The 24070-nt window shown below is 37.0% G+C and carries 25 protein-coding genes; 12 read left to right on the top strand and 13 right to left on the bottom strand.

Going from position 1 to position 24070, the window contains the following annotated elements:
* Positions 1–107 precede the first annotated feature (107 nt).
* Complete coding sequence (locus tag H4J67_RS10430) at positions 108–1742, top strand: M28 family metallopeptidase (RefSeq protein WP_182170239.1); 1635 nt, start codon at positions 108–110, stop codon at positions 1740–1742.
* Between the two features lie 94 nt (positions 1743–1836).
* On the opposite strand, the gene H4J67_RS10425 is transcribed toward H4J67_RS10430, so the two are convergent.
* Entirely contained in the window at positions 1837–2727 is an 891-nt protein-coding gene (locus H4J67_RS10425; protein ID WP_182203680.1) for a dienelactone hydrolase family protein, read from the bottom strand.
* A gap of 368 nt (positions 2728–3095) precedes the next feature.
* Here H4J67_RS10425 and H4J67_RS10420 point away from each other — a divergent pair, with 368 nt between their 5' ends.
* Both H4J67_RS10420 and H4J67_RS10415 read left to right on the top strand, forming a co-directional pair.
* Positions 3096–3593 carry a fasciclin domain-containing protein gene (locus H4J67_RS10420; protein ID WP_182170245.1) on the top strand — a complete coding sequence of 166 codons (498 nt, stop codon included), beginning with the start codon at positions 3096–3098 and terminating at the stop codon, positions 3591–3593.
* A gap of 212 nt (positions 3594–3805) precedes the next feature.
* A complete protein-coding gene (locus tag H4J67_RS10415) occupies positions 3806–4885 on the top strand; it encodes a site-2 protease family protein (RefSeq protein WP_182203678.1) in 1080 nt (359 codons plus the stop codon).
* An 84-nt stretch (positions 4886–4969) separates the two neighbouring features.
* On the opposite strand, the gene H4J67_RS10410 is transcribed toward H4J67_RS10415, so the two are convergent.
* From H4J67_RS10410 to H4J67_RS10400, 3 genes are all read right to left on the bottom strand, one after another.
* Positions 4970–5605, bottom strand: coding sequence for an HPP family protein (locus H4J67_RS10410; RefSeq protein WP_182170251.1), 636 nt, complete (start codon positions 5603–5605; stop codon positions 4970–4972).
* A 178-nt stretch (positions 5606–5783) separates the two neighbouring features.
* Positions 5784–6170 (bottom strand): hypothetical protein, encoded by a 387-nt coding sequence (locus H4J67_RS10405; protein ID WP_182203676.1) that lies wholly within the window; start codon positions 6168–6170, stop codon positions 5784–5786.
* A 496-nt stretch (positions 6171–6666) separates the two neighbouring features.
* Entirely contained in the window at positions 6667–7617 is a 951-nt protein-coding gene (locus H4J67_RS10400) for a LysR family transcriptional regulator (protein ID WP_182170257.1), read from the bottom strand.
* Between the two features lie 159 nt (positions 7618–7776).
* Here H4J67_RS10400 and purE point away from each other — a divergent pair, with 159 nt between their 5' ends.
* From purE to H4J67_RS10375, 5 genes are all read left to right on the top strand, one after another.
* Positions 7777–8256, top strand: a complete 480-nt coding sequence (gene purE / locus H4J67_RS10395; RefSeq protein ID WP_182170260.1) for a 5-(carboxyamino)imidazole ribonucleotide mutase — start codon at positions 7777–7779, stop codon at positions 8254–8256.
* Positions 8256–9368, top strand: coding sequence for a 5-(carboxyamino)imidazole ribonucleotide synthase (locus H4J67_RS10390; protein WP_182203674.1), 1113 nt, complete (start codon positions 8256–8258; stop codon positions 9366–9368). The genes purE and H4J67_RS10390 overlap by 1 nt, the downstream gene beginning before the upstream one ends.
* A 119-nt stretch (positions 9369–9487) precedes the next feature.
* Positions 9488–11110 (top strand): SulP family inorganic anion transporter, encoded by a 1623-nt coding sequence (locus H4J67_RS10385; RefSeq protein ID WP_220471638.1) that lies wholly within the window; start codon positions 9488–9490, stop codon positions 11108–11110.
* A 174-nt stretch (positions 11111–11284) separates the two neighbouring features.
* Positions 11285–11728 (top strand): SirB2 family protein, encoded by a 444-nt coding sequence (locus tag H4J67_RS10380; protein WP_182203671.1) that lies wholly within the window; start codon positions 11285–11287, stop codon positions 11726–11728.
* 107 nt (positions 11729–11835) lie between these two features.
* Positions 11836–12306, top strand: a complete 471-nt coding sequence (locus H4J67_RS10375) for a phosphate-starvation-inducible PsiE family protein (RefSeq protein ID WP_182170271.1) — start codon at positions 11836–11838, stop codon at positions 12304–12306.
* 380 nt (positions 12307–12686) lie between these two features.
* Here H4J67_RS10375 and yghU read toward each other — a convergent pair whose 3' ends face one another.
* The 4 genes from yghU to H4J67_RS10355 form a co-directional block, all read right to left on the bottom strand.
* The gene (gene yghU / locus H4J67_RS10370) at positions 12687–13559 is read right to left on the bottom strand and encodes a glutathione-dependent disulfide-bond oxidoreductase (RefSeq protein ID WP_182170274.1); all 873 of its coding nucleotides are present in this window, start codon (positions 13557–13559) and stop codon (positions 12687–12689) included.
* A 154-nt stretch (positions 13560–13713) separates the two neighbouring features.
* The gene (locus tag H4J67_RS10365) at positions 13714–14385 is read right to left on the bottom strand and encodes an ABC transporter substrate-binding protein (protein ID WP_182203669.1); all 672 of its coding nucleotides are present in this window, start codon (positions 14383–14385) and stop codon (positions 13714–13716) included.
* Between the two features lie 210 nt (positions 14386–14595).
* Complete coding sequence (locus H4J67_RS21225; protein WP_404842789.1) at positions 14596–14721, bottom strand: hypothetical protein; 126 nt, start codon at positions 14719–14721, stop codon at positions 14596–14598.
* 253 nt (positions 14722–14974) lie between these two features.
* Positions 14975–15145 carry a hypothetical protein gene (locus H4J67_RS10355; protein ID WP_182203668.1) on the bottom strand — a complete coding sequence of 57 codons (171 nt, stop codon included), beginning with the start codon at positions 15143–15145 and terminating at the stop codon, positions 14975–14977.
* A gap of 318 nt (positions 15146–15463) precedes the next feature.
* Between H4J67_RS10355 and H4J67_RS10350 the strand changes: the two genes are divergently transcribed.
* Both H4J67_RS10350 and H4J67_RS10345 read left to right on the top strand, forming a co-directional pair.
* A complete protein-coding gene (locus H4J67_RS10350) occupies positions 15464–16594 on the top strand; it encodes a GNAT family N-acetyltransferase (protein ID WP_259368559.1) in 1131 nt (376 codons plus the stop codon).
* Positions 16595–16603: 9 nt separating this feature from the next.
* Positions 16604–17206: a DUF938 domain-containing protein gene (locus tag H4J67_RS10345; RefSeq protein ID WP_182203664.1), complete on the top strand. Its 603-nt coding sequence runs from the start codon at positions 16604–16606 to the stop codon at positions 17204–17206.
* Positions 17207–17283: 77 nt separating this feature from the next.
* Here H4J67_RS10345 and H4J67_RS10340 read toward each other — a convergent pair whose 3' ends face one another.
* The 5 genes from H4J67_RS10340 to H4J67_RS10320 all read right to left on the bottom strand — a co-directional run bounded on the left by H4J67_RS10340 (position 17284) and on the right by H4J67_RS10320 (position 21862).
* Complete coding sequence (locus H4J67_RS10340) at positions 17284–17547, bottom strand: transporter substrate-binding domain-containing protein (protein ID WP_182203663.1); 264 nt, start codon at positions 17545–17547, stop codon at positions 17284–17286.
* Complete coding sequence (locus tag H4J67_RS10335) at positions 17541–17765, bottom strand: hypothetical protein (protein WP_182170287.1); 225 nt, start codon at positions 17763–17765, stop codon at positions 17541–17543. The genes H4J67_RS10340 and H4J67_RS10335 overlap by 7 nt, the downstream gene beginning before the upstream one ends.
* A 373-nt stretch (positions 17766–18138) precedes the next feature.
* The gene (locus tag H4J67_RS10330) at positions 18139–18870 is read right to left on the bottom strand and encodes a transporter substrate-binding domain-containing protein (protein ID WP_182203661.1); all 732 of its coding nucleotides are present in this window, start codon (positions 18868–18870) and stop codon (positions 18139–18141) included.
* Between the two features lie 234 nt (positions 18871–19104).
* Complete coding sequence (locus H4J67_RS10325) at positions 19105–19662, bottom strand: class GN sortase (RefSeq protein WP_182170291.1); 558 nt, start codon at positions 19660–19662, stop codon at positions 19105–19107.
* Positions 19646–21862, bottom strand: a complete 2217-nt coding sequence (locus H4J67_RS10320; RefSeq protein ID WP_182203659.1) for a marine proteobacterial sortase target protein — start codon at positions 21860–21862, stop codon at positions 19646–19648. Before H4J67_RS10320 ends, H4J67_RS10325 begins: the two co-directional genes overlap by 17 nt.
* Before the next feature lie 319 nt (positions 21863–22181).
* Here H4J67_RS10320 and H4J67_RS10315 point away from each other — a divergent pair, with 319 nt between their 5' ends.
* Positions 22182–23573 (top strand): COG3014 family protein, encoded by a 1392-nt coding sequence (locus tag H4J67_RS10315; protein ID WP_220471636.1) that lies wholly within the window; start codon positions 22182–22184, stop codon positions 23571–23573.
* 10 nt (positions 23574–23583) lie between these two features.
* A complete protein-coding gene (locus H4J67_RS10310; RefSeq protein ID WP_182203657.1) occupies positions 23584–24021 on the top strand; it encodes a YcfL family protein in 438 nt (145 codons plus the stop codon).
* Positions 24022–24070 lie beyond the last annotated feature (49 nt).

Raw genomic sequence — 24070 nt, 5'->3', positions numbered from 1 at the left:
CTATTAACTAGTTAACTCTTTGCTAACTATAACTTTTAACTAAGTCTATCAAACGCTGCCAATACTCGTTTATAATCCAAGTGTCATTCTTAATAAAAGTATAAAAAATGAAAAATAAAATAGCTTTAACCTTATTTACTTTAGCGCTGGTAAGTGGCTGTGGCAAAGAAAGTAATGTTTCAAAAAATACCGAAGTAGATGTTGTGGCGAGTTATCAAAGCATTAACAAAGAACAACTTATTGAGCATATTAAAGTACTTGCTTCAGATGAGTTTGAAGGGCGCGCACCGTCAAGTAAAGGTGAAGCGCTTACGCTTGATTACTTAACTAAACAATTAACGGCAATAGGTTTTAAGCCAGGCAATGGTAATAGTTTCCTGCAAGCTGTACCTATGGTGTCAATTGAGGCATCACCAGACATGACATTGTCAATTGGTGATAAAGATTATCAATACGGAACGGATATGGTAATGGGCTCTGCTCGCATAAGTAACCTTGAACAACTTAAAGACTCAGAATTAGTCTTTGTTGGTTACGGTATTAACGCGCCAGAATACAACTGGAATGATTACCAAGATTTGGATGTTAAAGGTAAAACTGTTGTTATTTTAGTTAATGATCCGGGTTTTGCAACTCAAGACGCTAAACTTTTCAACGGTAATGCGATGACCTATTACGGGCGCTGGACCTATAAATATGAAGAAGCCAGCCGACAAGGTGCTGAAGGTGCGATCATCATTCATGAAACCGCTCCCGCATCATATGATTGGTCGGTAGTAGAACACTCGTGGTCTGGTCCTCAATTTGGCTTTGTGCGTGAAGACAAAAATAAAGACCGTGTTGCGGTTGAAGGTTGGATAAATAGCGAGGTTGCCAAAGAATTATTTACTCAAGCCGGTGTCAACTTCGAACAGGCTAAAGTTGCGGCTGCCAAGGGAAGTTATCATCTTGATATGGGCGACTTAACTGTTTCTGTTACTGTAAATAACATTGTGAAAGAATCTGTATCTTATAACTTTATCGCCACTTTACCTGGAAGCGTTAAGCCTGATGAGCATATTTTATATACCGCACATTGGGATCATTTAGGCAAAGATACCAGCTTAATTGGCGACCAAATTTATAATGGCGCTGTCGATAACGCATCGGGTACTGGGGCACTTATTGAAGTCGCTGAAGCCTTTGCTAAATTGCCTGTTGCACCAGCGCGTTCCATTACCATCATGGCAGTAACTGCAGAAGAACAAGGGTTGTTAGGTTCTAAGTTTTATGCGGCTAATCCTATTATTCCAGCGGCTAAGACAGTTGCAAATATTAATATGGATGCTTTAGGGGTGAATGGTCGCAGTAGCGATGTCTCTGTCTATGGATTAGGGCAGTCAGAACTTGATAACTTTCTTAGTGATGCAGCGAAGAAGCAAAACCGCACCATCGCCGGGGATCCTCGTCCTGCTGCGGGTATCTATTACCGCTCTGATCACTTTGCCTTTGCAAATGTCGGCATTCCAGCGTTATATGCTAAAACGGGAGAAACTGCCGTTGATGAAGCGACTAAAATGTTGCGAACCAAGTTAAAGGAAAGTCTTGGTAAGTGTTATCACAACCCTTGTGATGAATATAATGATACATGGGATCTTTCTGGCGCTGAAGAAGATATGCAAGCATTTTTTGACATTGGTTATCAGCTTTCTAAAGAAAATGTTTGGCCACAATGGAGTAAAACATCAGAGTTTAAACGCTAAACGCTAAACGCTGAATATAGCTAAGCGAGTACAAGTCTGCTTTATTGATGACTTTGCTCGCTTAACTCGTTAATAAAGTGTTTTTAGATGATTTTTATACCAGTCTTTCGGTAAAAAAGGCTAGGGTGCGATGCCAGGCAAGCTCGGCATTTTCTTTATCATAACGGCTGGTCGAGTCATTATGAAAGCCATGTTTGGCATTTTTATAGATCTGCATTTGATAGGGAGCTTGAACAATTTTTAAGTCACTTTCATAGTCAGGCCAAGAATTATTAACCCTTTCATCGAGTTCAGCCAATTGAATCAGTAACGATGCCTTAATATTTTTACGCAATTCTTTTTTGGCTGGTGTGCCATAAAAAGGTACGCCAGCAATAATCAAATCAGACTCCACTGCGGCTAAGTAATTGACTATGTAACCACCAAAACAAAAGCCAACAGCACCAAGTTTTCCATTACTTCTGTGATGTTTTTTGATGAATTTTGCTGCTGCAACAAAGTCATGCTGTATTTTTTCAGCATCCATCGACTTTTGCATAGATCTGCCTTCATCATCATTACCTGGATATCCTCCTAAAGGGAACAATGCATCTGGAGCAAAGGCAAGATACCCCGCTTTAGCTAAACGTCGAGCAACATCTTTTACGTAGGGATTTAAGCCTCTGTTTTCATGAATAACTAAAACAACAGGCAAGGTTCCTGCTTTGTTGGTTGGTGTTACTAAGTAGCCGACACCTTTACCGTAACCTTCGGGTGAATCAAAAGTTTCATAGGTAGCTTTTATTTCATCATCATTAAAAGAAACTTGTTCGGCTAGGGCATAATTTGGAAGCAATGCTGCTGTTAGCACTGTCATTGAGTATCCCACTGCAACTAAAGTCGCTAACTTTGCCATAAAGCTTCTGCGATCCATACCGCCATGAGCGTATTCGTCGTACCAGTCAAATGCTTTTTGAGGGATATCACTAGCTGATTTTTTTGACATTTATTTATCTCACTTATTATTTTAAATAACCTAACCGTTCATAAACAATTTATAAAATATATTTATTTAAGTATTTTCGCAAATTTATTAAGATAATTTAGTCCTGATCACTCAGACGTTATCCTGAACTTCGACAATAAAATTTTATAGTTTTTTTGCCATAGTTCATTGGTGAGCTTAGGCTATTACTAAAGAATAAGGTGACAGTATACTTGTAGCATAAGGGATGATTTTTTTAGTAGATAGGGTGGGTGTGACTATATTTTATCCATTTTTATTATAAATATGTTAATTAAACTGATCTTAGTTGTTTAACCGTACGTAAACAATGGTCGAAACTAAATATTATCTATTAAATAGGAATTAACATGTTAAATAAATTTATTACAACAGGTTTACTTGTAGTTGCCAGCTTAGCTTTTATGCCGACTTCTCATGCTGAACATCATGGTATGAAAAAAGACATTGTTGATGTAGCTGCGGCAAATGGTTCTTTTAATACCCTTGTTGCTGCCGTTAAAGCCGGTGGACTTGTCGATACACTCAAAGGCAAAGGGCCTTTTACTGTATTTGCACCAACTGATGAAGCTTTTGCAAAGTTGCCTGCAGGCACAGTAGAAATGCTATTAAAGCCAGAAAATAAAGATAAATTGGTATCTATTTTAACTTATCACGTCGTTGCTGGAAAAGTGATGTCTACCGATGTTGTTAAAGTAGACAGTGCTAGTACAGTACAAGGTCAAATGTTGATGGTGAAAGTAGACGGCGGCAATGTAATGATAAATAATGCGAAAGTAATTATGGCTGACGTTAAAGCAAGTAACGGTGTCATACATGTCATTGATACAGTCTTAATGCCTAAGTAAAAGTTATTATAAAGTATTGCTTTAACTGCTGATACTTAATGAATTGTTTACTATAAAGCCAGCTTTAGCTGGCTTTTTCTATCGCGGTGCGAATAAAAAAATTTTCACCCAATTATCTGTTTGCTGATAAATCAATAATAGTGGCAATAAACCTTGCTGCACCTCCAAATATAGTGATAATCGGGCAAGGTTCTATTTACTGAGTTTATAAAGTGCAACTATTAGCAGTAACGTGTTTGAACAAAACACTACGATTAGAAGGTTCAATGGCGGGATGGCAACAACTTTTTTGGGACGACCAGTGTGTCTCACAAATTGACGCTGTCGATGGCAACGATACCTTTACACATCAATTCTCTCTACAAAGTGAGCAAGGTGAATTACATATAGAACTTAAAGGCACACTGCATTGGCAGCCTTTTGTGCTTAAATACCAGCTTTTTATTGATAATAAACTTCAACAAGAAGATTGCCTCATTGAAAAAGATATAGAACAACGCCAAGTTAGCAAAGCTACCAAGCAACCGATGAAATTTAGTTTCATTGGCATGGCTGGACTTGGCTTGAAATTGTTAAAAAGTGCCAAAGTCATCAAAGTGCTATTTGCTGCTGGTAGTTTAGCCGCATATAGTTGGTTATTTTCTATTGAATTTGCCATAGCACTTATTCTTTGTCTCGTCTTTCATGAATATGGACATATTAAGGCGATGAAATACTTTGGATTGAAAACCAAAGGTATTTACCTTATTCCTTTTGTCGGAGGCTTAGCATTGAGCGACGATAAAATTAATACCCGCTGGCAAGATGTTGTTATTTCGATAATGGGCCCTTTCTTTGGCCTAATACTCTCTATTGCTTGCTTGGTAGCTTACTGGCTAACTGATTTAGAAATACTGGCCGGTTTAGCGGTCTTTAACGCCTTACTTAATCTATTTAATTTGTTGCCGGTATTACCCTTAGATGGTGGACACATACTCAAGAGTATTGCCTTTTCAATTAATACCCGCGTTGGTTTAGTTGCTTGTGTATTAGGTGCAGCATTAGGTGTTTATATTAGTTATCACTTTGGTTTAGCGCTATTAGGTTTTTTACTTGCTATTGGTAGTATAGAAATTTTCTTTGAATATAAACGTCGACATTTGAGTGACCTATTACCTCTAAACCGTTATGCTCAAATTGTCTCAGTATTATGGTATGTCATTACATTAGGCGGACTAAGTGGCATTATTTGGTTTGTTGGTCAAACAGGCAACAGTGCGTTGTCATTACCGCTGAAAATACTGGGAAGTTAATTTAACAGCTCGACAATTACCCCGCTATTATTGCGTTAAGGGCAAACGGTCATCTTTTTAAAGCACTTTATTATCCTTTCTTCGTTAACACCACAATGATAACGGAGGATCGATAGCGACTGCTTTTATAATATCGGTACGCGAAATAATACCCACTACTTTGCCATTGTTTTCTAAAATAGGAATTGTATGCAAACGATTTTTTACTTGTAGCACCGCAATCCGTCGGATGTCTGTAACCGGTTCTGCGGTATAAATTTTAGAATGCTCATTGAGAAATAAATCAGCGACACTTTTTGATTTTGCACTTTTATCAACATCAGTGCCATGCTTTAAAAGATATTCGTACAGTTGTTGTCTAGATAAGCTACCCATAAGTTGTTGTTGGCTATTTACAATTGGAAATTCTTGATATGCCTGCTCGGTGAATATCTTAATAACCGTCGTTAAAGTGTCACTGGCTGATATTACGGCAACAGGGTAAGTCATAATTTGATAAGCGTGACATATTAACTCTTTTGTCTCAGTTTTACTGATAGCATCTTTATAAGCATTAATAGCTTTTGGCGGCGGCGAGTAACCTTTTTTTAGCGAAGGTGAGAATTCATCCAGCTCCTGAAAACTTCGTGTTTGCTCAGTCAATTGTGTTTTTTGAACATGATAAAGCTCTTCCAGTGGGCCTGAAAAGCTTCGTCCATTTGGTGTGTATATTGCGAACATGATTACCTCCTTTTACATAATGTGCTTATTGAATGACCCATGCGCCAATATAATTATTATCATTTAAGTTTCGAGCGTTATGGTGTTCACTAACCGAGTTATTAAATAAACGAGTAAATAAGTTGCGTTATTTACTCGATATTTTATTGGTAAGGGGTGAACACAGCGGATAGCATTGTTAGTTAACCATTAATTCAATACGCTCTAGTTCGACCCTTTTAGAGAGTTCAATATCACTTTTAGGAGACCAAGTTGGATAATTTTTTTGCTGGCGTTTTACCTTTTTTAAAAAACTTGCTCTTGCTCTTGATAGGGCAATATTCACCGCTGACATTACAGAGCTTTGATTATCAGTAACAACAATATCAGGCATACCTTTACTGTAAATAACCACTCTACAGTGCTTATCTTTACCACCTTTGGGGCCGTTAATATCATCAATGGTCACTTTTATTACTTGAACACGATCATAAAATTTATTAAACATGTGACGTGCTTTATCTCGGATGTGCGATAAGTTTTCTGACGAAAGTTCAATTTTCAGATCGGTAATTGTTAATTCCATAAGTGCCTCGTTTAATTTTAAAAATGATTATTTACTATGACTCAGCGCCAAAGTGTTAACAACGATGTTATCGCTTAGACAACATCGTTGTTAACTGCTTAGCTGAGTTATTTATAACTAACTATTTACTGTAATTAAAGCCGATTGTAATTGTTTTGTTATCAACTAAAAGTTGATAACCTTTTTTTTAAGTAGTATGAATTACTGATAAGGCGCTAGGGAGTAAAAGGATATTTTGGCTCAATTTAACCATGCTGTTCAGTGGTACTTTTAGACGACAGTAAGCTAAAGTATAGTGAAAGGAGCGATTATTATTACTAAGTACTACATGCACTTAGTGTTCAATGACCTCTATTTTCTAATAATACGGCGAATACGCTATTTTATCAAAGGGTGAAATACCTGGCTGTTCAACCGGTATCAACCTTATGAAAACATTGATTTAATTGGCCCATCGTTTAACCCACTTTACTCAGTAGGCTAACTTAGCAGTGATTTAGCGAGATAAAATATCGTTTGATATCATTTCTTTTTGTAATAATGAACGGCCATTAGTTTCAATATGAGCAAGAAATTCAGCCGCTAATAGGGTTTGACGTTTTGATTTAGACCAAACAAAAAACCAATGAGCATTTATTGGCAGTTCCTTTATTGGTAAACGCACTAGCCCACTTTGTCCACCATACATCAAGGTATGCGCTGATAATATTGAGATGCCAAGCTTTGACATCACCAGATGTTTAATTGCCTCATTACTTTCAATGGTCATTTTCACATTTAGCTTAGTGTTATGATGCTTTAAAAACTCCTCTATGGCATACCTTGTACCAGAACCTTTTTCACGCATAATGAAAGGTTCCTTGCTTAAATCTTGTAAAGTGAGGTTATTCTTTTTAGCGATGGGGTGGTCTTGGTGTGCTATGGCTACCAGCGGATTGGTTAAAAATTCAATCGACTCAGTTTCAATATCAGATGGCGGATGACTAAACACATAGAAGTCGTCAATACCTTGCTTTAGGCGATCAATTGTTTGTTGTCGATTACCAATATTTAACTGTATATCTATATCTGGATATTTTTCTAAAAAAGGTCCCAACAAATGGGGAATAAAATATTTAGAAGTGGTGACAACAGCCAACCTTAAGGTGCCAGACTTAAAACCTTTAATATTGCCTATCGCCATATCAAGTCGTGAAAAACTATCAAGTACCTCTACCGCGGTTTTCACTAACTCTAGGCCTATATCCGTAAATAATATCTGTCTATTGGTATAGTTATATAGTGGAGCTCCCATTGCTTCTGCAAGCTTTTTCATTTGTATTGATACCGTTGGTTGCGTTAGAAAAAGCGCTTTTGACGCTTCTTTAATACTACCTTTATCATGAACAGATAATAATATTTCCAGCTGCCTGATTGTGCCAACATGAGCATGAAGCCTTGATTTCATAATTACACCCCGTAAATAGATTTTTATCTATTTATAGTATAAGTAATATCAATTTTTATCTATTTATCTTTTTTGTCATAATATTATCAGAATATTTAATTAGCTGATTGATGCTTAACTTAAGCCAGCGCTTAACCATTAAAAATAAGGCCATTTACAATGAAAAAAATTAAAGTTGCGATTATCATGGGATCACAGTCAGATTGGCCAGTGATGAAAAATGCGGTTACAGTTCTTGAAGCACTGGGCATAGAGTATAAAGCTATGGTTGTTTCAGCCCATCGTACCCCGAAACGTTTATATGACTTTGCCGAGAATGCCGATAAAGAGTACAGCGTGATTATAGCTGGTGCTGGTGGCGCCGCACATTTACCCGGTATGGCTGCCGCATTAACTTGGTTACCTGTTATTGGTGTGCCGGTAATGAGCAAAGCACTCAAAGGAATGGACAGTCTATTATCTATCGTACAAATGCCTAAAGGCGTTGCAGTTGCCACCCAAGGTATTGGCGAAGCAGGCGCATTTAATGCGGGGTTAATGGCCTCACAAATCCTTGCCATTAATGATACGGTACTGCAAGGCAAGCTACAAATATGGCGTTCACAGCAAAGTGAAAGTGTCTCATGGGAGGTAGAATAATGCGCATAGCCATTGTAGGTTGTGGACAACTTTCTCGTATGTTGGCACTTGCAGGACTGCCACTAGGGATAAAATTCAGCTTTATTAATGATAATCTCCAGCAAGTAACTGATTGTGTTGACGGTTTAGGTCGAGTGGTTACACTGACTAAAAATTGGCAGGAAGAGCCAAATATTCATAAGCTCTATAACCTCCTTGGAAAGCCTGATGTAATTACCGTAGAAAAAGAACAAGTAGATATAGAATTGCTTAAAGCTCTGCAAGCATATTGTGATGTTTTGCCAAACATTGAAGCAATTTCTGCCTGTCAGCATCGTTATCGAGAAAAGCAATTATTAGAAAAATTATCAATACCGACTTCACCCTTTGCTTATTCGTTGCCAGCTAGTGAAGCATTGAAAGTCATACAGCTACCTATGGTGGTTAAATCTTGTAGTGATGGCTACGATGGTAAAAATCAATGGGTTCTAAAAACCTTGTCAGATATTGAAGACTTTGACCGTTTAAACATCGAAGATTATATTATTGAAGCTTGGATAAAGTTCGAACGCGAAATATCTCTCGTCTCGGTTCGTTCAAAAAATGGCAATGTCGAACACTATGCTTTAACAGAGAATACCCATAAAAATGGTATTTTGCTGCAGTCTATTGCACCCGCTGTAGATGAAAATAATACGCTAGCATTTAAAGCTCAAACGTATATGGAAAGCGTATTAAATGCCCTCGACTATATTGGTGTTCTGGCGATGGAGTGCTTTGTCGTTGATGGTGAATTAATGATCAATGAATTAGCACCTCGTGTTCACAATAGTGGACATTGGACACAAGCAGGGAGTATAACCTGCCAATTTGAAAATCATATAAGAGCGGTTGCTGGCTTAGTGCTAGGTAGCACAGCGTCGCTTGGCAAAGCGGGTATGATTAATTTAATCGGTAATGAAAAACCACCAATGACTTCGCTTTCAGCTTTATCAACATTGCATTGGTACAACAAATCAGTAAAACCACAACGAAAATTGGGTCATGTTAATTTTTTCGATAAAGACCGAGTAAGTCTTGTTCAACAAATGGATGATTTTGAATGCGCTCTCAAGTTGAATGATATTCGTTAGGTTATATGTTTTTTTTGTTTACGGGTCAGATAAAAGGTTATCTGGCCTGATCATCTTTTTTAGTAAGGATTTGCGCTGTGTTTGGAAATCGTTTTAAAGAGTTCAATCTCAAAGGAGATATGTTTGGTGGTGTAACTACCGCAATTATTTCTTTGCCTTTAGCGCTCGCTTTTGGTGTTGCGTCAGGAGCTGGCGCTGAAGCTGGGCTTTGGGGCGCGATAATGGTTGGCTTTTTTGCTGCATTGTTTGGTGGTTCATCTAGTCTGATATCAGAGCCTACCGGTCCAATGACCGTTATTATGACCGCCATATTAACCAGCATGATGGCAAAGTATCCAGAAACAGGCATGGCAATTTCATTTACTATTGTAATGATGGCCGGTGCATTTCAGATGTTGCTTGGCACACTAAAGCTCGGAAAATATATTACGCTAATGCCTTATAGTGTGATTTCTGGCTTTATGTCAGGCATAGGTGTTATTTTAATTATCTTGCAGTTAGCTCCGTTGTTAGGGCATCAGACACCTTCTGGTGGCGTTACGGGAAGCTTATCAGCACTGCCTAATATACTCGCAAATATTAAGTTCAGTGAATTATTTTTAGGAGCACTGACTTTAGGTATTTTATTTTACTTACCCAAGCATTACCGCAAGTATGTTCCAGCTCAACTGGTTGCATTAGTTGTTGTTACTGTACTTTCTTTAATTTTTTTCAACAGCGATGACATCCGCAGAATTGGTGAGATACCGGCAGGTTTACCTTCTTTAGTCATTCCTCATTTCAACGTCGACATCTTTACTACTATGGTAATAGATGCTTTGGTTCTGGGCACACTTGGCTGCATTGATACTTTATTAACTGCTGTGATTGGTGATTCACTAACACGAAAAGAACATGATCCCGACAAGGAGTTACGCGGACAAGGTATCGCTAATATGATCTCTGGCTTGTTCGGTGCTTTACCGGGCGCTGGCGCAACTATGGGTACCGTGACTAATATTCAAGTGGGTGCACGCTCACCTGTGTCAGGTATCATTCGCGCCTTGGTACTTGCATTCGTGGTGTTAGTGGCTGCTGGTCTAACTGAGCCTATCCCCATGGCTGTGTTAGCGGGGATTGCCGTTTATGTAGGTTTTAATATTCTTGACTGGAGCTTTATTCAACGTGCTCATAAAGTCAGTGTTCAAGGCATGGCCATTATGTATGGTGTTATGTTATTAACTATTTTTGTTGATTTAATTGTCGCTGTAGGTCTTGGTGTCTTCATTTCTAATATCATTGTTATTGAGCGTTTAAGTCGAGAGCAAGCCAGAAAGGTTAAAGCAATTAGTGATGCTGATGGCAATGATGTGCCATTAACTGTGCTTGAACGAGGCTTACTCGATAAAGCGAATGGTAAGGTGTTATTTTTTTACTTATCAGGGCCGATGATTTTTAGTGTATCAAAAGCTATTTCTCGTCAGCATACCAGTGTTGCAGATTTTGAGGTCATGATCCTCGATTTAACGGATGTCCCTATGATTGATGAAACGGTAGGTCTTGCGCTAGAAAACGCAGTAAAAGATGCTCAAGATGGTCAATGTGAAGTTTTTTTATTGTGCCCAAATAAGCAAACACATCAACAGCTCGAAAAGTGTAATGTATTGGATTTAGTCGCCAATGATAATATCTATTCATTGCGCTATGAAGCTTTAGAAGCCTCGCTAACTTATCTAGAAAAAAAGCACAGTAAGCTTGACTAAATGCTTGCATGACACAAAAACTTATCAACAGAGAAACTTGTGCAATGAATATGCTCAGCTTATCTTGGCTAAACTTGTTAAAATAATATAAAAGATAGCAGTTGCTTAGGTAAATAAACGATATACTGACAGCCTAAGTATAAAATACATAATGAATTTCTAGGGAACAACCACATGTACATGATAATTAAGCATCTACACATAACCATAATTACACTTACTTTTGTTCTTTTTCTCATTAACTTTGTGTTAATGATGAAAGGGTCTGAAAAAGCTAACAACAAACTGTTAAAAATTGGACCACATATTTTATATACGTTATTTGCTGTTACTTTTATTTATTTGGTGATCGTTAACCCGCTTAATTTGTATCCTTTCGTTAATGGTTGGGCATCATCTAAACTTGCGGGTTTTGTTATCTATGTCCTCTCTATTACGTTGGCGCTTAAGTGGGCTAAGACTAATTTGTGGCGTATTGCTGGCTTAATTAGTGCCATATTTTGGCTAGCTATGACGGCGCGACTTGGTTTTGCTGATCATATTAAAACCAAGGGAATGAATGAAGATGTTAACGCTTATATTGACCTTGGGCAGGCTATGATAGCGAATATTTGCTAGTTTCGAGCCGTATTTTTAATATTGATATTTTCTATGATCATAACGTTATGGCTTTATGAACATAGATATATCGATATATTTACTCTGCTTTTCATATAGGAAGATCCATGAGACACGAAGAATTACCTGAAAATCATTCAGACCCATTGTTAAAGGTACTGCATCGCTCGATTCGATTTGCGATAAGAATACTGGCCTTGTTAATGGTATTAGTGATCTATTGGAGTATCGCTGATGTGGTTTATGTACTCTATTTGAAACTATCGATGCCGCCTTATTTTCTTTTAGATATTGATGATATTTTACAAACTTTTGGCGCTTTTATGGTGGTGTTAATCGCGGTTGAAATCTTTATCAATATTCGTTTGTACCTTGGCTCAAACGTTATCCCGGTAGAATTGGTTGTTGCCACAGCATTGATGGCAGTTGCCCGTAAAGTTATTGTGTTAGATCTTAAACTTGTTTCTGCAGATCAAATTGTTGGTCTTGCTTTGGTGACTATTTCTCTTGGAGTAACGTACTGGTTAATAAAAAAGAAAAGTACGCAGGCTAACGAGATCATTAAGCCAGAATCATAATTTATTGACTTCTTATATATAATTTTGAGTTGCAGTGTCCGTTTACCCCAATGAAAACATTAATTTTAATGTTAAATTTAACGTTTTCTTATGCGGTTTATCTGCTTGTTAGTATAAGTTATTAAGGCTAAACTCAGCGTATAAGTTAGCCTTAATACTTCGATAAATACGAATTAAACACCTAGTATATTCGAATCTACATTAAATAAATCCGATAATAAATCAAGACTCCTGCTAAGGAATAAGCAGAGAGTCATGATATTTTTGTCTTTTAACTTTTTTCCCCTGTTACTGCCAAAGGTGGTCATGGCTCATTAGTCAATGAGCCTGCGGGTAAAAAATTTTGGCAGCACAATTATCAGGCTAAAGACCCGAGTTGATTATTGAGAATCGACTAGCTTGTCTTGAGTTTTAAGTTCAAAATCACTGGCATCATGGCGTTCATGTAATTGTTCTTCTAACTCTCCCCAAGTACGATTGACCATTAAACCACGCTTAACAGCTGCTCGATTGCCAACTTCTTCTGTCCATCGCAATAAGTTTTTATAGGATTGCGTTTGTAAAAACTCTGCAGCTTCATAGACTTTATTTTGTACTAATGCTCCATACCATGGCCATATAGCGATATCTGCAATAGTGTATTGCTCGCCACACATATATTTATTATTGGCTAAATGACGGTCGAGTACATCGAGTTGTCGTTTAACTTCCATAGTGAAACGTTCTATTGGATATTCAAATTTTTCGGGTGCGTAAGCAAAAAAATGACCAAACCCACCGCCTAAATAAGGGCCACTACCCACTTGCCAAAATAGCCATGATAAGCATTGTGCTTTAAGTAACGGCTCTTTGGGTATGAAGGCAGCAAACTTCTCAGCCAAATGCAGGAGTATCGCGCCAGATTCAAAAATTGGCAGTTTATTATCGCCACTATTATCAACTAAAGCCGGTATTTTAGAGTTGGGATTGATATCAACAAAGCCTGAGCTAAATTGATCGCCTGCCATTATATCAATCAAGTGCGCATCGTATTCGGCTTCAGCTATATTTAACGCTAATAGCTCTTCTAATAAAATGGTAATTTTGACACCGTTAGGGGTAGCCAGCGAGTATAGCTGGAAAGGGTGCTTACCTACGGGCAAGTCGCCTTGATGCGTTTCTCCTGCAATAGGGCGATTAATACTGGCAAATTTACCACCAGACTCTTTATTCCATTCCCATATCTTTGGTGGTACATAGGTATCTGTAGACATTGTAGACTCCGTAATTATGATTGAGACTATCATTGAATGATAGTGGGATTTTTAACTAAGTAATAGCAAATTATAAACGAATAATATTAGTTTAATCTGCTGAAAATAATGGTGTTAGTAAGTAAAACCCGCAAGCGCCGTTGATTAAGCTCTATTATTTAAAACTCAACTGATACTTATTGAGTAATTCTTGATAGTAAGGAGACGCCTTTAACTGCTCAGTGAGTTGGCCAAGTGTTGCTTTAATTGCTAGCGAGTCTTTTCTCTTCTTGGTTAGCGCCATATATACAGGAGTCATTGATATATGTGGCTCTATCGCCTTAACCTGGGCGCCAACCTTTTCTTTTAAAATTAATTGATTAAACACTAATGGGTTACTGATTAACATGTCTATTTGTTTGCCGAGCAACAGTTTTAAAAGTACTTCTTCTGTTAATGCGGGCAATTTATTTAGGTAGCTGACACCATCAAAATATTCGCCGTAGGAATATTCTCTAATAGTGCCGACAGAGTTGGGTGTTAGTTGTTTTAATTTTCCATCAAACTCAAAATTATTATCTTTTAAAGTGAATAATTGATTAATTTCATTAGCATAAGAAGGCTCAATAAAATGATACATTTGTTCGCGCTTCGGTGTTTTAAATAAGGTCAGTATTAAATCGATCCTGCCTTCTGCAACCAAGTGAACCGCCCTTGGCAAAGGGAGAATAATAAACTCAAAATCATAGTTTGAATGCGCTTCAATATAATTAAGTATTTCAACCGAAAAACCTTTTATTTCACCATTTTCTGGATAGTAAAATGGGTAGTAACCAATATTTTCCATAGCTACTGTTAGAATTATTTTGTCCTTTTCTAATAACGAAAAATCTGGCTTTGCGCTCCATTGTGCTAATGCACTTAATGAGTAAAGGAGAAGTAAAGGAGAAGTAAAGGTATTATTTTTATAAATTTAATCATTATAAATAGTATAAAGCTTTATTTTTATTTATCTAGCAACTATTTATAGTCAAGTTAATGTGAGTAAAGCGCATTATTAGTTCTTAACGTTTACACCAGTAAATTTTTGATCTTTAATGACTAAGTCTGTTGTTGACTCATCTTTATCAATAAAAGTTAAGCCGTTTAAATGGTCTAAATTCTGTTGAAAAAACTGGCCAATAAAACCGGTTAGTTCTTTTTGTTGTTCAATACCTTTTCAGTGATAATATCGTACCCTGATGTCACTATGCCTTGGCACTAATGTGATGGAACTGCGGCGTTGCATTGCCAACAACACCGGCTTCGGCTAACAGCCTTTTATTAATTGCTGGCACTCCTCATCCTAAATCTTTCAACTCAGCTGCACGAGGCCTTAATACGGCATCGCCTAATTGCGCGATAGAGTAGGAATCGGGCTTTAGTTGTTTTATCTTTTAATCTTTTGTTTTAATAGTTATTTCAATTTTTTTATTGTCACCGGCAAACCATTTCTGCACATAGATAGACCCTAAAACGGGGGGCATTCCATTCTCAGGTACTTCTTGATATCGAATACTGTTTTTATTATGCTTTTCAAACTCGAAGTTAATCACTTTCTCAGACACGGGTAATTCAACCTTTATTTACTATAAAGATGTATTGTATAAGTGCTGTTAAATAAACTCTAGTACTAGATACTCTCTATATCTAAGCGAAATATCAGCTTACGTTACTTAGCCTTAGGGCTCTTTTTTATTATTGGCTATTTTTTATTTTGCCAACACTGATAATTTAAAAATATGGCTTAGTGATACATTTCAATAAAAAATAGCGCTATCATTGACGTAACATCCTTTAATAATGCTATTTTGACAGTAAAACCAAGTCACTATTGCTAGATAAACAGCCATTGGCTGGCGAGAAAAACGCAATTGAATACTGATATGAAAATTAATTTTCTTAACCATATTGACAAAATAAGTGCTATTGATTGGCAGGCCTTAAATAATTCACCTAGCCCTTTTCTTGCTTATGAGTTTTTTAGTGCGCTTGAAAAAAGTGCCTCAGTTAGTGTTAAACAAGGTTGGCAAGCTCATCATTTAGTGACATCAAAAAACGGTGAATTCACAGGCGTGATGCCGATGTACTTGAAAAGCCACTCTTGGGGGGAGTATGTTTTTGATTGGGATTGGGCCGAGGCTTATCAACGCAATAAGATCAATTATTACCCTAAATTAGTCGCAACTATCCCCTTTACACCCGTAACCAGTAATAAATTACTTTCAGAAAAATTACAAATAAATGAGTTATTTGCACCGCTAATTGAACATTGCCAGCAAGAAAATATTAATAGTTGGCACATATTATACTGTGATGAAATAAAAACAGTTTTACCCGCGGATATTTATCAACGTAATACGGTGCAATTTCACTGGTTTAATCGTGATTATAAAACCTTTGATGACTTTCTAGGTACGTTTACTTCGCGCAAAAGAAAAAATACTCGCAAAGAAAGGCAGTCTATTATTCAACAAGAGATTAAAATTCGTCAGCTGAAAAATAGCGAAATTAGCCAACAAGAACTTGATTTTTTCTATCTAACTTACCAATTAACTTATTTAAAACGAGGTCATCAACCACATTTAAGCTATGATTTTTTTAAGCAAATAGTGCTTAGTATGACTGATAATATTTTATTGATCATCGCCAGTCATCAGCAAGAAGATATCGCCTGTGCACTCTTTTTTTATGATGATACTCACTTATATGGACGATATTGGGGCTGCACTAAACATTATAATAATTTACATTTTGAGCTTTGTTATTATCAAGGTATCGAGTTTTGTATTGAACACAACTTGCAAGTTTTTAACCCGGGTACTCAAGGTGAACACAAAATTCAACGGGGCTTTGAGCCAATATTAACCTACTCTTATCATTGGATAAAACACCCAGCTTTTAAGGCAGCAATTAAGAATTTTTGTCATCAAGAGCAACAGCATATGCTAACGTACCAGCAGCAATGCAAGCAGGCGTTACCGTTCAAAACGTTATCTAACAATGAATCAACTTAAGAAAAAATAATGAATAAACCTTTTTCCCAAGCATGTGAAAACAATAAATCACCTATTTTGAATGTTTTAACGAAAGTGTTTGCAAGTGCTAAGCATGTCCTTGAAATTGGCTCAGGAACAGGGCAACACGCAACCTTCTTTGGTCCAAATCTACCCCATCTAATCTGGCAAACCAGTGATTTGCTAATAAATCACCAGGGTATTAATGCGTGGCTTGATGAAAGCAAGGGGTTGAATGTAAAAAGGCCTATTGTCGTTGATTTAAATAGCGCTTGGCCTAAGCTTAATCAAAATGCACCCCTTGATGGCATATATACTGCTAATACACTGCATATTATTAGCTGGCCATTAGTGGTTAAGTTTTTTGAGGGGCTTGCGCAAAACTTATCATCTTCAGCAAGTATTTGTATATACGGACCTTTTAACTATCAAGGGCAGTTCTCTAGTGAGAGTAACGCAGACTTCGATGTGTGGCTTAAAGAAAAAGACAAGGATAGCGGTATTCGCGATATTGAAGCAGTCTTGTTATTGGCAACGTCAGCAGGACTTGAGTTAACTGACGATTATCCAATGCCCGCCAATAATCGGCTATTAGTTTTTTCTAAAATATAAAAACTCAATACCGACAATATTTAACGCCTCTATGGATTTTAAGCGGTTAACAAAAATTACTTACTAGATGAAAGCCGCTATTTGAAATCGCCGATGTATTTATTGACGATTTTCTGGATCTCACCATTACTTTGAAGCTTTTCTACTGATTTTTTTAATATTTCCATGGTCTGGATATTTATTTTCTTTTTAGAAAAATGAAGTACAAAGTCTTTGTAATTTAGTTGTAATGGTGAATTCAATATTTTAGGTTTTATGCCAAGTTGCTTAGCGTTGTAATATAGTCCAACACTGGTACCAATACAGCCATCAATTCGACCACGGATTAACAGTTTTAGCATTGTGTATAATTATTGACTTCAACTTTATTAATAGCAGCGTCATTATCAAAATTGACATCGAATTCACCGCCTTGCACCACCCCCACTGTTTTTCCATGGAAATCCTTTAGGCCTCGATAGTGACTTCCCGCCCTAGACAGTATAATAATCGGCATGGTGATCACTGAAACTAATGGGATGGATACCTTGGGATACTGATCATTATTGAAACGTAGCACAAAATCTGATTTGCCTTGTTTGAGGTGAATAATAGTAAGAGCATAATGAATTATCCTATTGGTATAGTTAACCCCAGCTACTTCGGCAATTCTATTACTTATTTAGAACATCATTTCAGTTGACTTACCATTGTCCTCAATATGGCCAAATGGAGTGACATTAATTGTTTCAATCTGGAGTGTTTATCTATAAAGTGATAAGATTGCCTATTGACGCCATCAATGTAATAAATTTTATTAGCATATTTTTATTATTTTTTTTCATTATGGCTCTGTTATTATGTAAAAATATCTGTTCAATGGCGATTAAATGTTTTACGAGAATAGTGGTAATAGCACACAGGTAAGCATCAATTTTACTGAGAGTGTGTATTTAGTTAATTAAACTCACCATGTTTTTCCCCCACCTCTTCCTAATAGTTAAAAACACACCACTTTTTTCAAGTAGCTTCATTGCATTGATAAGATTATCTATAATGACTTGCTCTGTATTTAAACTGCAAGCGAAATGAAAGTTTAGCATTAACGTCTTGAACTGAAATACATTTTTATATTTTGATGTTTCTCCCAAATTATTTACTCTATTTCTAAGTAAATCATCATTGAGAACAACCAAATCAATATGGCGACTAGATAGGTCTAATAATTTTAACAAGGAATCATAATTGTCCACCACATAAAGGTTTTGGTTTTCAATAAATTTTTTTGATAATAAAAAATGGTGAGCAACATCGTCACGTATCACCGCAATATTATATTTTTTAGCTTCCTCGATAGTAGAGATAATTATCTGACTATTCCTAAGGGAATAAAAAGAGGTGGTACTTGAAGCAATATGTCCAACCCACTTAAACAAAGACTCACGCTGTGGGATACGAGCAAGTGAATATATACAGGTGTTTTTTCCATGCTGTGCTCTTCTATAAGACAACGCCCATGGGTGGGCACTGATGGCGTATTCATACTGAGCTTGTGCTAAAGTCGCTTCGACTATTTCTGTTGACAAGCCTTCTATTGCATTGGTCGTGACAATTTGAAAAGGAGACAAATGTTCAGTGAGTATGCTGACCTTAGTTGCCGATACCTGGCCGCAGAAAAACACCAATAACATCCTTAAGCCTAATACTAAATTTTTCTTTAGTCCTTTCATAAGTTTTATACAATTTCATCCATCATATATATGACTATAGCTTAGATAATCATTTTACCAACACCCTCAGGTAATTAATGTTAGCGGGGTAAACTGTAAATAGCTGTGGTACTTCTTAATAGATTTTATAAGGTTAAATACCGTAATAATAGAGTTATTGACTTAATGACCCCATAACCACTTATACCCTTATAGCAACTTTGCGGTTATCACATATCTTTCATTGCTATTACTGCTCGAGTCATTAAAAGGGTAGCAAGTGATTAATATTAATGATGAATCATCAGCTAGCAATGGCATTTGGCCTGTTGAAGCGTCAACAATGTTAACCGCTTCAACTTGATAAAGCTGGCTTTGACCATATCGGTCAGTTAGTGAAATAATATCCTTCATATCTACCTCTTCTAAAAATGAAAAGTGGCTATCTCTATGTCCAGCAACCACAAAAGGTTGGACACGGCTGACCTGGTTAAAAGGAGTAATAGCCCCGGCTGAAAAAGCGAGTGTGGTTGAGTCGCCGCCATTAAGTATCACCAGAGACTTTGCTAAGCGTTTAAATGAAAGCTCGGCAATAGGGTAGGTATCAGCCCATGGCCAAGGTTTTATCTTTTGCTGTAAAGTCAGTGTCTGATGCCAGCTATAATTGATTAATTGCTGAGATAACCAGGCTTTAGTAGGCAACCAACTGGCTTGTAAACACAGCAAGCTGCCTATTATCAATAAGGATGTTCTAATTAATTTTTTCAAGTGTCCCCCTTAATTTAATACAATTATACCCCCGCAATATAATAGCCTCACTCATAGTCACCAATAACAAGAGTGCCATGCCAAGCAGAAATTGTAATTTCCACCCTAATGCTGTTTTAGGCATAGCGACCATTAAACTTTCATGGGCTTGAAAAACGCTATGCTTAACGAGTAATAATCCGTCTTTTTGCTGTTTCTCCAAGGCTATAAAGCTGGTATAGGGCGATATGATTTGATGCTTGAGTGAGGTAGTAATCACCTGAAACTTCACCTTAGCTTTATCTGCTCCGCTGACTAAGCTATCAAGTAAGCTTTCTATTTTTCTACGCGCCCAAAGAGAGGAAATACCTGCTGATGATTGCTCGCTATCAATAATTAATTCTTGGTACCAAGGCGCAATGACGGTATCACCCGTTAATTGCAAACTCGTTATAGGAAATTGAGATTTTATCGCTATTTGCAAGGGCTCGTCGAAATATAAATCAGGGATGCTTTTAGGATAAACCTCGAGGTGTTGATGAACTTGGCTGTCAATAATTAAGTCGATATTCGTGATGGCGGGTTGACTTATTTTAGTCATAAAATCGCTCATCTTTTGTTGAACATCACTTTGGCTTTGAATAAAAACATAACGACCCCTACCAAATTGAGCGGCTTTCTTCATAAAGTAACCATTGGGTGCAGCGCCTATGCCAACGGTGTATAAACGAAAATCACCTTGGGCATTTTCAAGCTGCTGCATAAGTTCAAATTCGTTAGCGACAGCGCCGTCGGTAATAAAAACTATTTGGCGAATAGCCTGTGCTGCTTGCACAGCACTTTTTTTCATCAGCAAAGCGTTACTCAAGGGGCGGTACATTTCAGTGCCACCATCGGCCATTAAGTTACTAATAAATTGTTGCGCTTTTTTAATATGATGACCTGTAGCCATTTTGGTGCTGGTAAAGAGTAATTCGGTAGTGTCATTGAAAGCGATAATATTAAAACTGTCTTTATCGTTAAGTTGTAATATGGCTAACGAGAGACTCGCTTTTGCTTGTTCCATAGCTGAACCTTGCATAGAGCCTGAGGTATCAATGATAAAAATGATATCTCGTGCGATCACTTGTGCAAGGTCTGTCTTTGGTGGAAAAAAGGTCAGCAACGTATAATATTCATCTGCTACTTGTTCAGTAAAACTGCTGATTTTAGCTTGCTCACTGGCTAATAATTGCCAGCTTAGAACAAAAGTTTTATTAGCGTTCACTTCGGCCTGACTCAAGGTAATAAAGTAAGCATTTTGATGGGGGGTTAACGCACGCATTACTATTTTATGGCTAGCACTAGTAATCGCAGTAATCGCAATACCTGAATTTAAGGAAATATTAATTGATGATTGACTGCTGGCCATTGAAGGTAAGTGGCTAGGCGCTTTTAGGGTTGATGTGTGTAGCTGTGCAGGTGATTTATGTGCAGAGTACACTGTTCGTTGCTGTGTAAGCTCAGAAGCTTTTGCTACTTGTGGATTTTCAGATAATGGCTGGGATAATTTGGGTTGATACCTTTGAGTCATTGCTAATGGTAATCGTAGATCAAAATTACCCTGTGAAAAAGAAACTGGCATGATAAAAGTTAGCGTAACAATAACGCTTGCCTGTGGTGGAATATTAGCAATTTTATTGATAAACAAATTAGGTTGTTGTTGCTCGAGTAAGCTTACTTTTCTTCCCTGGCTTTTCGTTTGTTGATATAAAGCCTTAGCGGTTTTTTTTGCCATTATCTCGCCAACTATCTCATTATTGCCAACCTTTATCATTAACCGTTTTATGGCGGCATCTTCAGGTAAGGGAAACTGATAGGTTCCTTCTAGAGCAATTGCATGAGGATTAACGAAGGTTTGTTTTATTTCTACATAAGCAATTAAACCATTAATCTCAACATTGGTTTGAATATCAAGGGGTAAATTGACTTGCCTTGCTGGATTTGGGTGATCAAATAATAATTGTGGACCGTAAATAAGCGTATTGTTATTGGCTGTATCTTCAGTCAAAGCCATTTCACTACTTTGCGCATAACGCACTAAAGCCAAAGAAGACAATAGGATAAGAAACACTAGTAGTGATAACTTTAACCATTTATTTCGACGTTTTTTATTCTGTTGTCGGTAATAGTATGAGTCTTGGTAATCTATAAATTGTCGGTTTTTTTTAGAAGTAAACATCACTTGCTCTTTTGTGTAAGTAGTAGCCGATATTAAAGCAAAGCATTGAGCGTTAGCGGGGGCGGTATTAGGGCAAAGTACTGACCAAATATGTCAATAATAGGGCAATTAAGCTTTGCTAACGGTTAACACTCTCAGAACATTACAAAATTCTTACAATTTACTCACAATTATTGTATTGCCTATTGGGCTGTTTCGTATTAATTTTACATCTAGCGAATCAAGCGCAGGCTTAGCTAGTAAAGTGTTATAATGTCTTCATCATTTAGGGTTACTTGAAAATTTTATGTGTAAACAGTTATTAATAAAATTTTGTCTTATGTTTTCAGTAGCGACGCTTGTTGGCTGTACATCTATAGGCATGAGTGATTTGTTTTTTGGTTACAGTCAACAGATGCAAGAATCTCGTTCAGCTCAGTTAAGAGGTGATTTCGTTGTTGCGACAACATCAGTTATCTCGGTTAATCGCCAGCATAATAATTATGGCTTGAGCCAACTAGAAAAAGCCCGCTTACAGTTTCTTTCTCATGATTGGCTGGCGAGTCAAAAAAGTTTTGAATTAGCCTACCAACAAGTACAGGATCAAGAACAAGCAGCTAAAATACAAATAAGCAGTGGCTTGAAAAAAGTCAGTGCGGTGGTGACTAATGACAATGCCATTGGCTATGAAATACCTTCATACGAGCAAGGTATGTTGCATTCTTATCAAGCGTTAAATTATTTATATCAAGGCAGTTTAGAGGGCGCTTTGGTTGAAGTGCGCAGAGCTAATTTAGTGCAAGAACGTGCATTAAAAACCAATCAAGCTGAACTCTACAAAGCTGAAGAAGAAATGGCCGAAAAAGGCATCAACAGTAATAAATTATATGATAACTTCCCATCAATGGATAACCTGATTGGCGATCTAAAAAACAGCTTTCAAAATGCTTATACTTTTTATCTTTCGGGTTTATTGTATGAAACAGCTAAAAAGTTTGATGATGCCTATATTGACTATAAGCGAGCGTTAGAAATATATCCCAACAATACTTTTCTGCAACAAGATGTCTTACGATTAGCCAATAAGCTAGATATGAATGAAGAGCTTGCGCGCTTTGAGCAAAGGTTTGGTCGCTATCAAGGACAAAATAAAACAAACACAGGTCAAATAGTCGTTATTTTCGAACAAGGAATTGTTAGTGCAAAAGAAGAAGCAAGTTTAAATTTACCTATCTTCAATACTCGCTCAGATTTTAAATTTTTTACTTTTGCTTTACCTGTTTATCGAGGGCGCTTATCGGCATTAATACCTTTGAGTATCAGTATTGATGAAAAAAGTTACCTTTCGCAAGAAATTGTCAGGCTAGAGTCTTTAGCAAGCAAAGACTTAAAAGAAAAATTACCGGGTTTGGTAACAAGACAAGCGATACGTTTAGTCGCCAAAGAGCAGATACGTCAGAATTTGAGCAAGTCGGGTGGCGATGTCGGTAATATTTTAGCCAGCCTTTATAATATTGCTTCAGAAAAAGCCGATACTCGCAGTTGGTCAAGTTTGCCTGATAATGTACAAATAATGAGGTTGGATAATGTTGCAGTAGGTCAGAAAAAATTGATGATTTCATATGCTGGTAAAAAGCAGGTCGTTGACATTGACGTATCAGAAAATAGAACAACGCTCATTAATTTTACCGCTCTGGGTAACTTTACCGGTTATCAAACTATAAATTTGTAAGGATAAAAATATGCATTATTTTATAAGAATTTCAGCTATTACGGTGTTCAGCTCAATATTTTTTCTGGGTTGCGCTGCGCCAATAACCTCGGGGATCGGCACCAGTGCGATGACACAAGGTGATGAGTTTTCGAAGCATTTAGAGGTCCATAACCCTAAATTAGCACAACAGCTAAAAATTATTGATGTAAAATCAAGAAAAACCAATGGTTTACTAGAAATAAACCTACAGCTTAACAGCACCTATAAAAAGTCATTGAAATTGCAATACCACTTTAACTGGTTTGATGCGCAAGGATTTGTGATTGAATCACGAAAAACACCCTGGAAGCCACTTGAATTACATGGTTTTCAGTCAACAAGCTTAAGTGGACTGGCACCGAATGAACAGGTTGCTTCGTTCACTGTTTATGTGAGAGAAATCCCAGAAAAAGCTTATAGATATTAAATATTAAATATTAAATATTAAATATTAAAATTTATTACGTTATATATTA

The organism is Colwellia sp. BRX10-4 (genome assembly GCF_014077465.1).
Classification (GTDB): Bacteria; Pseudomonadota; Gammaproteobacteria; order Enterobacterales; family Alteromonadaceae; genus Colwellia_A.
This window is presented reverse-complemented; position numbering and strand designations above follow the sequence as displayed.

Bases quoted from the DNA above. Each gene is read 5' to 3' on its own strand.
- H4J67_RS10320 (WP_182203659.1), bottom strand. From the start codon at position 21,862: ATGTTTACTTCTAAAAAAAACCGACAATTTATAGATTACCAAGACTCA.
- H4J67_RS10340 (WP_182203663.1), bottom strand. From the start codon at position 17,547: ATGCTAAAACTGTTAATCCGTGGTCGAATTGATGGCTGTATTGGTACC.
- H4J67_RS10375 (WP_182170271.1), top strand. From the start codon at position 11,836: ATGAGACACGAAGAATTACCTGAAAATCATTCAGACCCATTGTTAAAG.
- yghU (WP_182170274.1), bottom strand. From the start codon at position 13,559: ATGTCTACAGATACCTATGTACCACCAAAGATATGGGAATGGAATAAA.
- H4J67_RS10380 (WP_182203671.1), top strand. From the start codon at position 11,285: ATGTACATGATAATTAAGCATCTACACATAACCATAATTACACTTACT.
- H4J67_RS10310 (WP_182203657.1), top strand. From the start codon at position 23,584: ATGCATTATTTTATAAGAATTTCAGCTATTACGGTGTTCAGCTCAATA.
- H4J67_RS10430 (WP_182170239.1), top strand. From the start codon at position 108: ATGAAAAATAAAATAGCTTTAACCTTATTTACTTTAGCGCTGGTAAGT.
- H4J67_RS10315 (WP_220471636.1), top strand. From the start codon at position 22,182: ATGTTTTCAGTAGCGACGCTTGTTGGCTGTACATCTATAGGCATGAGT.
- H4J67_RS10405 (WP_182203676.1), bottom strand. From the start codon at position 6,170: ATGGAATTAACAATTACCGATCTGAAAATTGAACTTTCGTCAGAAAAC.
- H4J67_RS10345 (WP_182203664.1), top strand. From the start codon at position 16,604: ATGAATAAACCTTTTTCCCAAGCATGTGAAAACAATAAATCACCTATT.
- H4J67_RS10420 (WP_182170245.1), top strand. From the start codon at position 3,096: ATGTTAAATAAATTTATTACAACAGGTTTACTTGTAGTTGCCAGCTTA.
- H4J67_RS10410 (WP_182170251.1), bottom strand. From the start codon at position 5,605: ATGTTCGCAATATACACACCAAATGGACGAAGCTTTTCAGGCCCACTG.
- H4J67_RS10350 (WP_259368559.1), top strand. From the start codon at position 15,464: ATGAAAATTAATTTTCTTAACCATATTGACAAAATAAGTGCTATTGAT.
- purE (WP_182170260.1), top strand. From the start codon at position 7,777: ATGAAAAAAATTAAAGTTGCGATTATCATGGGATCACAGTCAGATTGG.
- H4J67_RS10365 (WP_182203669.1), bottom strand. From the start codon at position 14,385: ATGGAAAATATTGGTTACTACCCATTTTACTATCCAGAAAATGGTGAA.
- H4J67_RS10400 (WP_182170257.1), bottom strand. From the start codon at position 7,617: ATGAAATCAAGGCTTCATGCTCATGTTGGCACAATCAGGCAGCTGGAA.
- H4J67_RS10425 (WP_182203680.1), bottom strand. From the start codon at position 2,727: ATGTCAAAAAAATCAGCTAGTGATATCCCTCAAAAAGCATTTGACTGG.
- H4J67_RS10390 (WP_182203674.1), top strand. From the start codon at position 8,256: ATGCGCATAGCCATTGTAGGTTGTGGACAACTTTCTCGTATGTTGGCA.
- H4J67_RS10385 (WP_220471638.1), top strand. From the start codon at position 9,488: ATGTTTGGTGGTGTAACTACCGCAATTATTTCTTTGCCTTTAGCGCTC.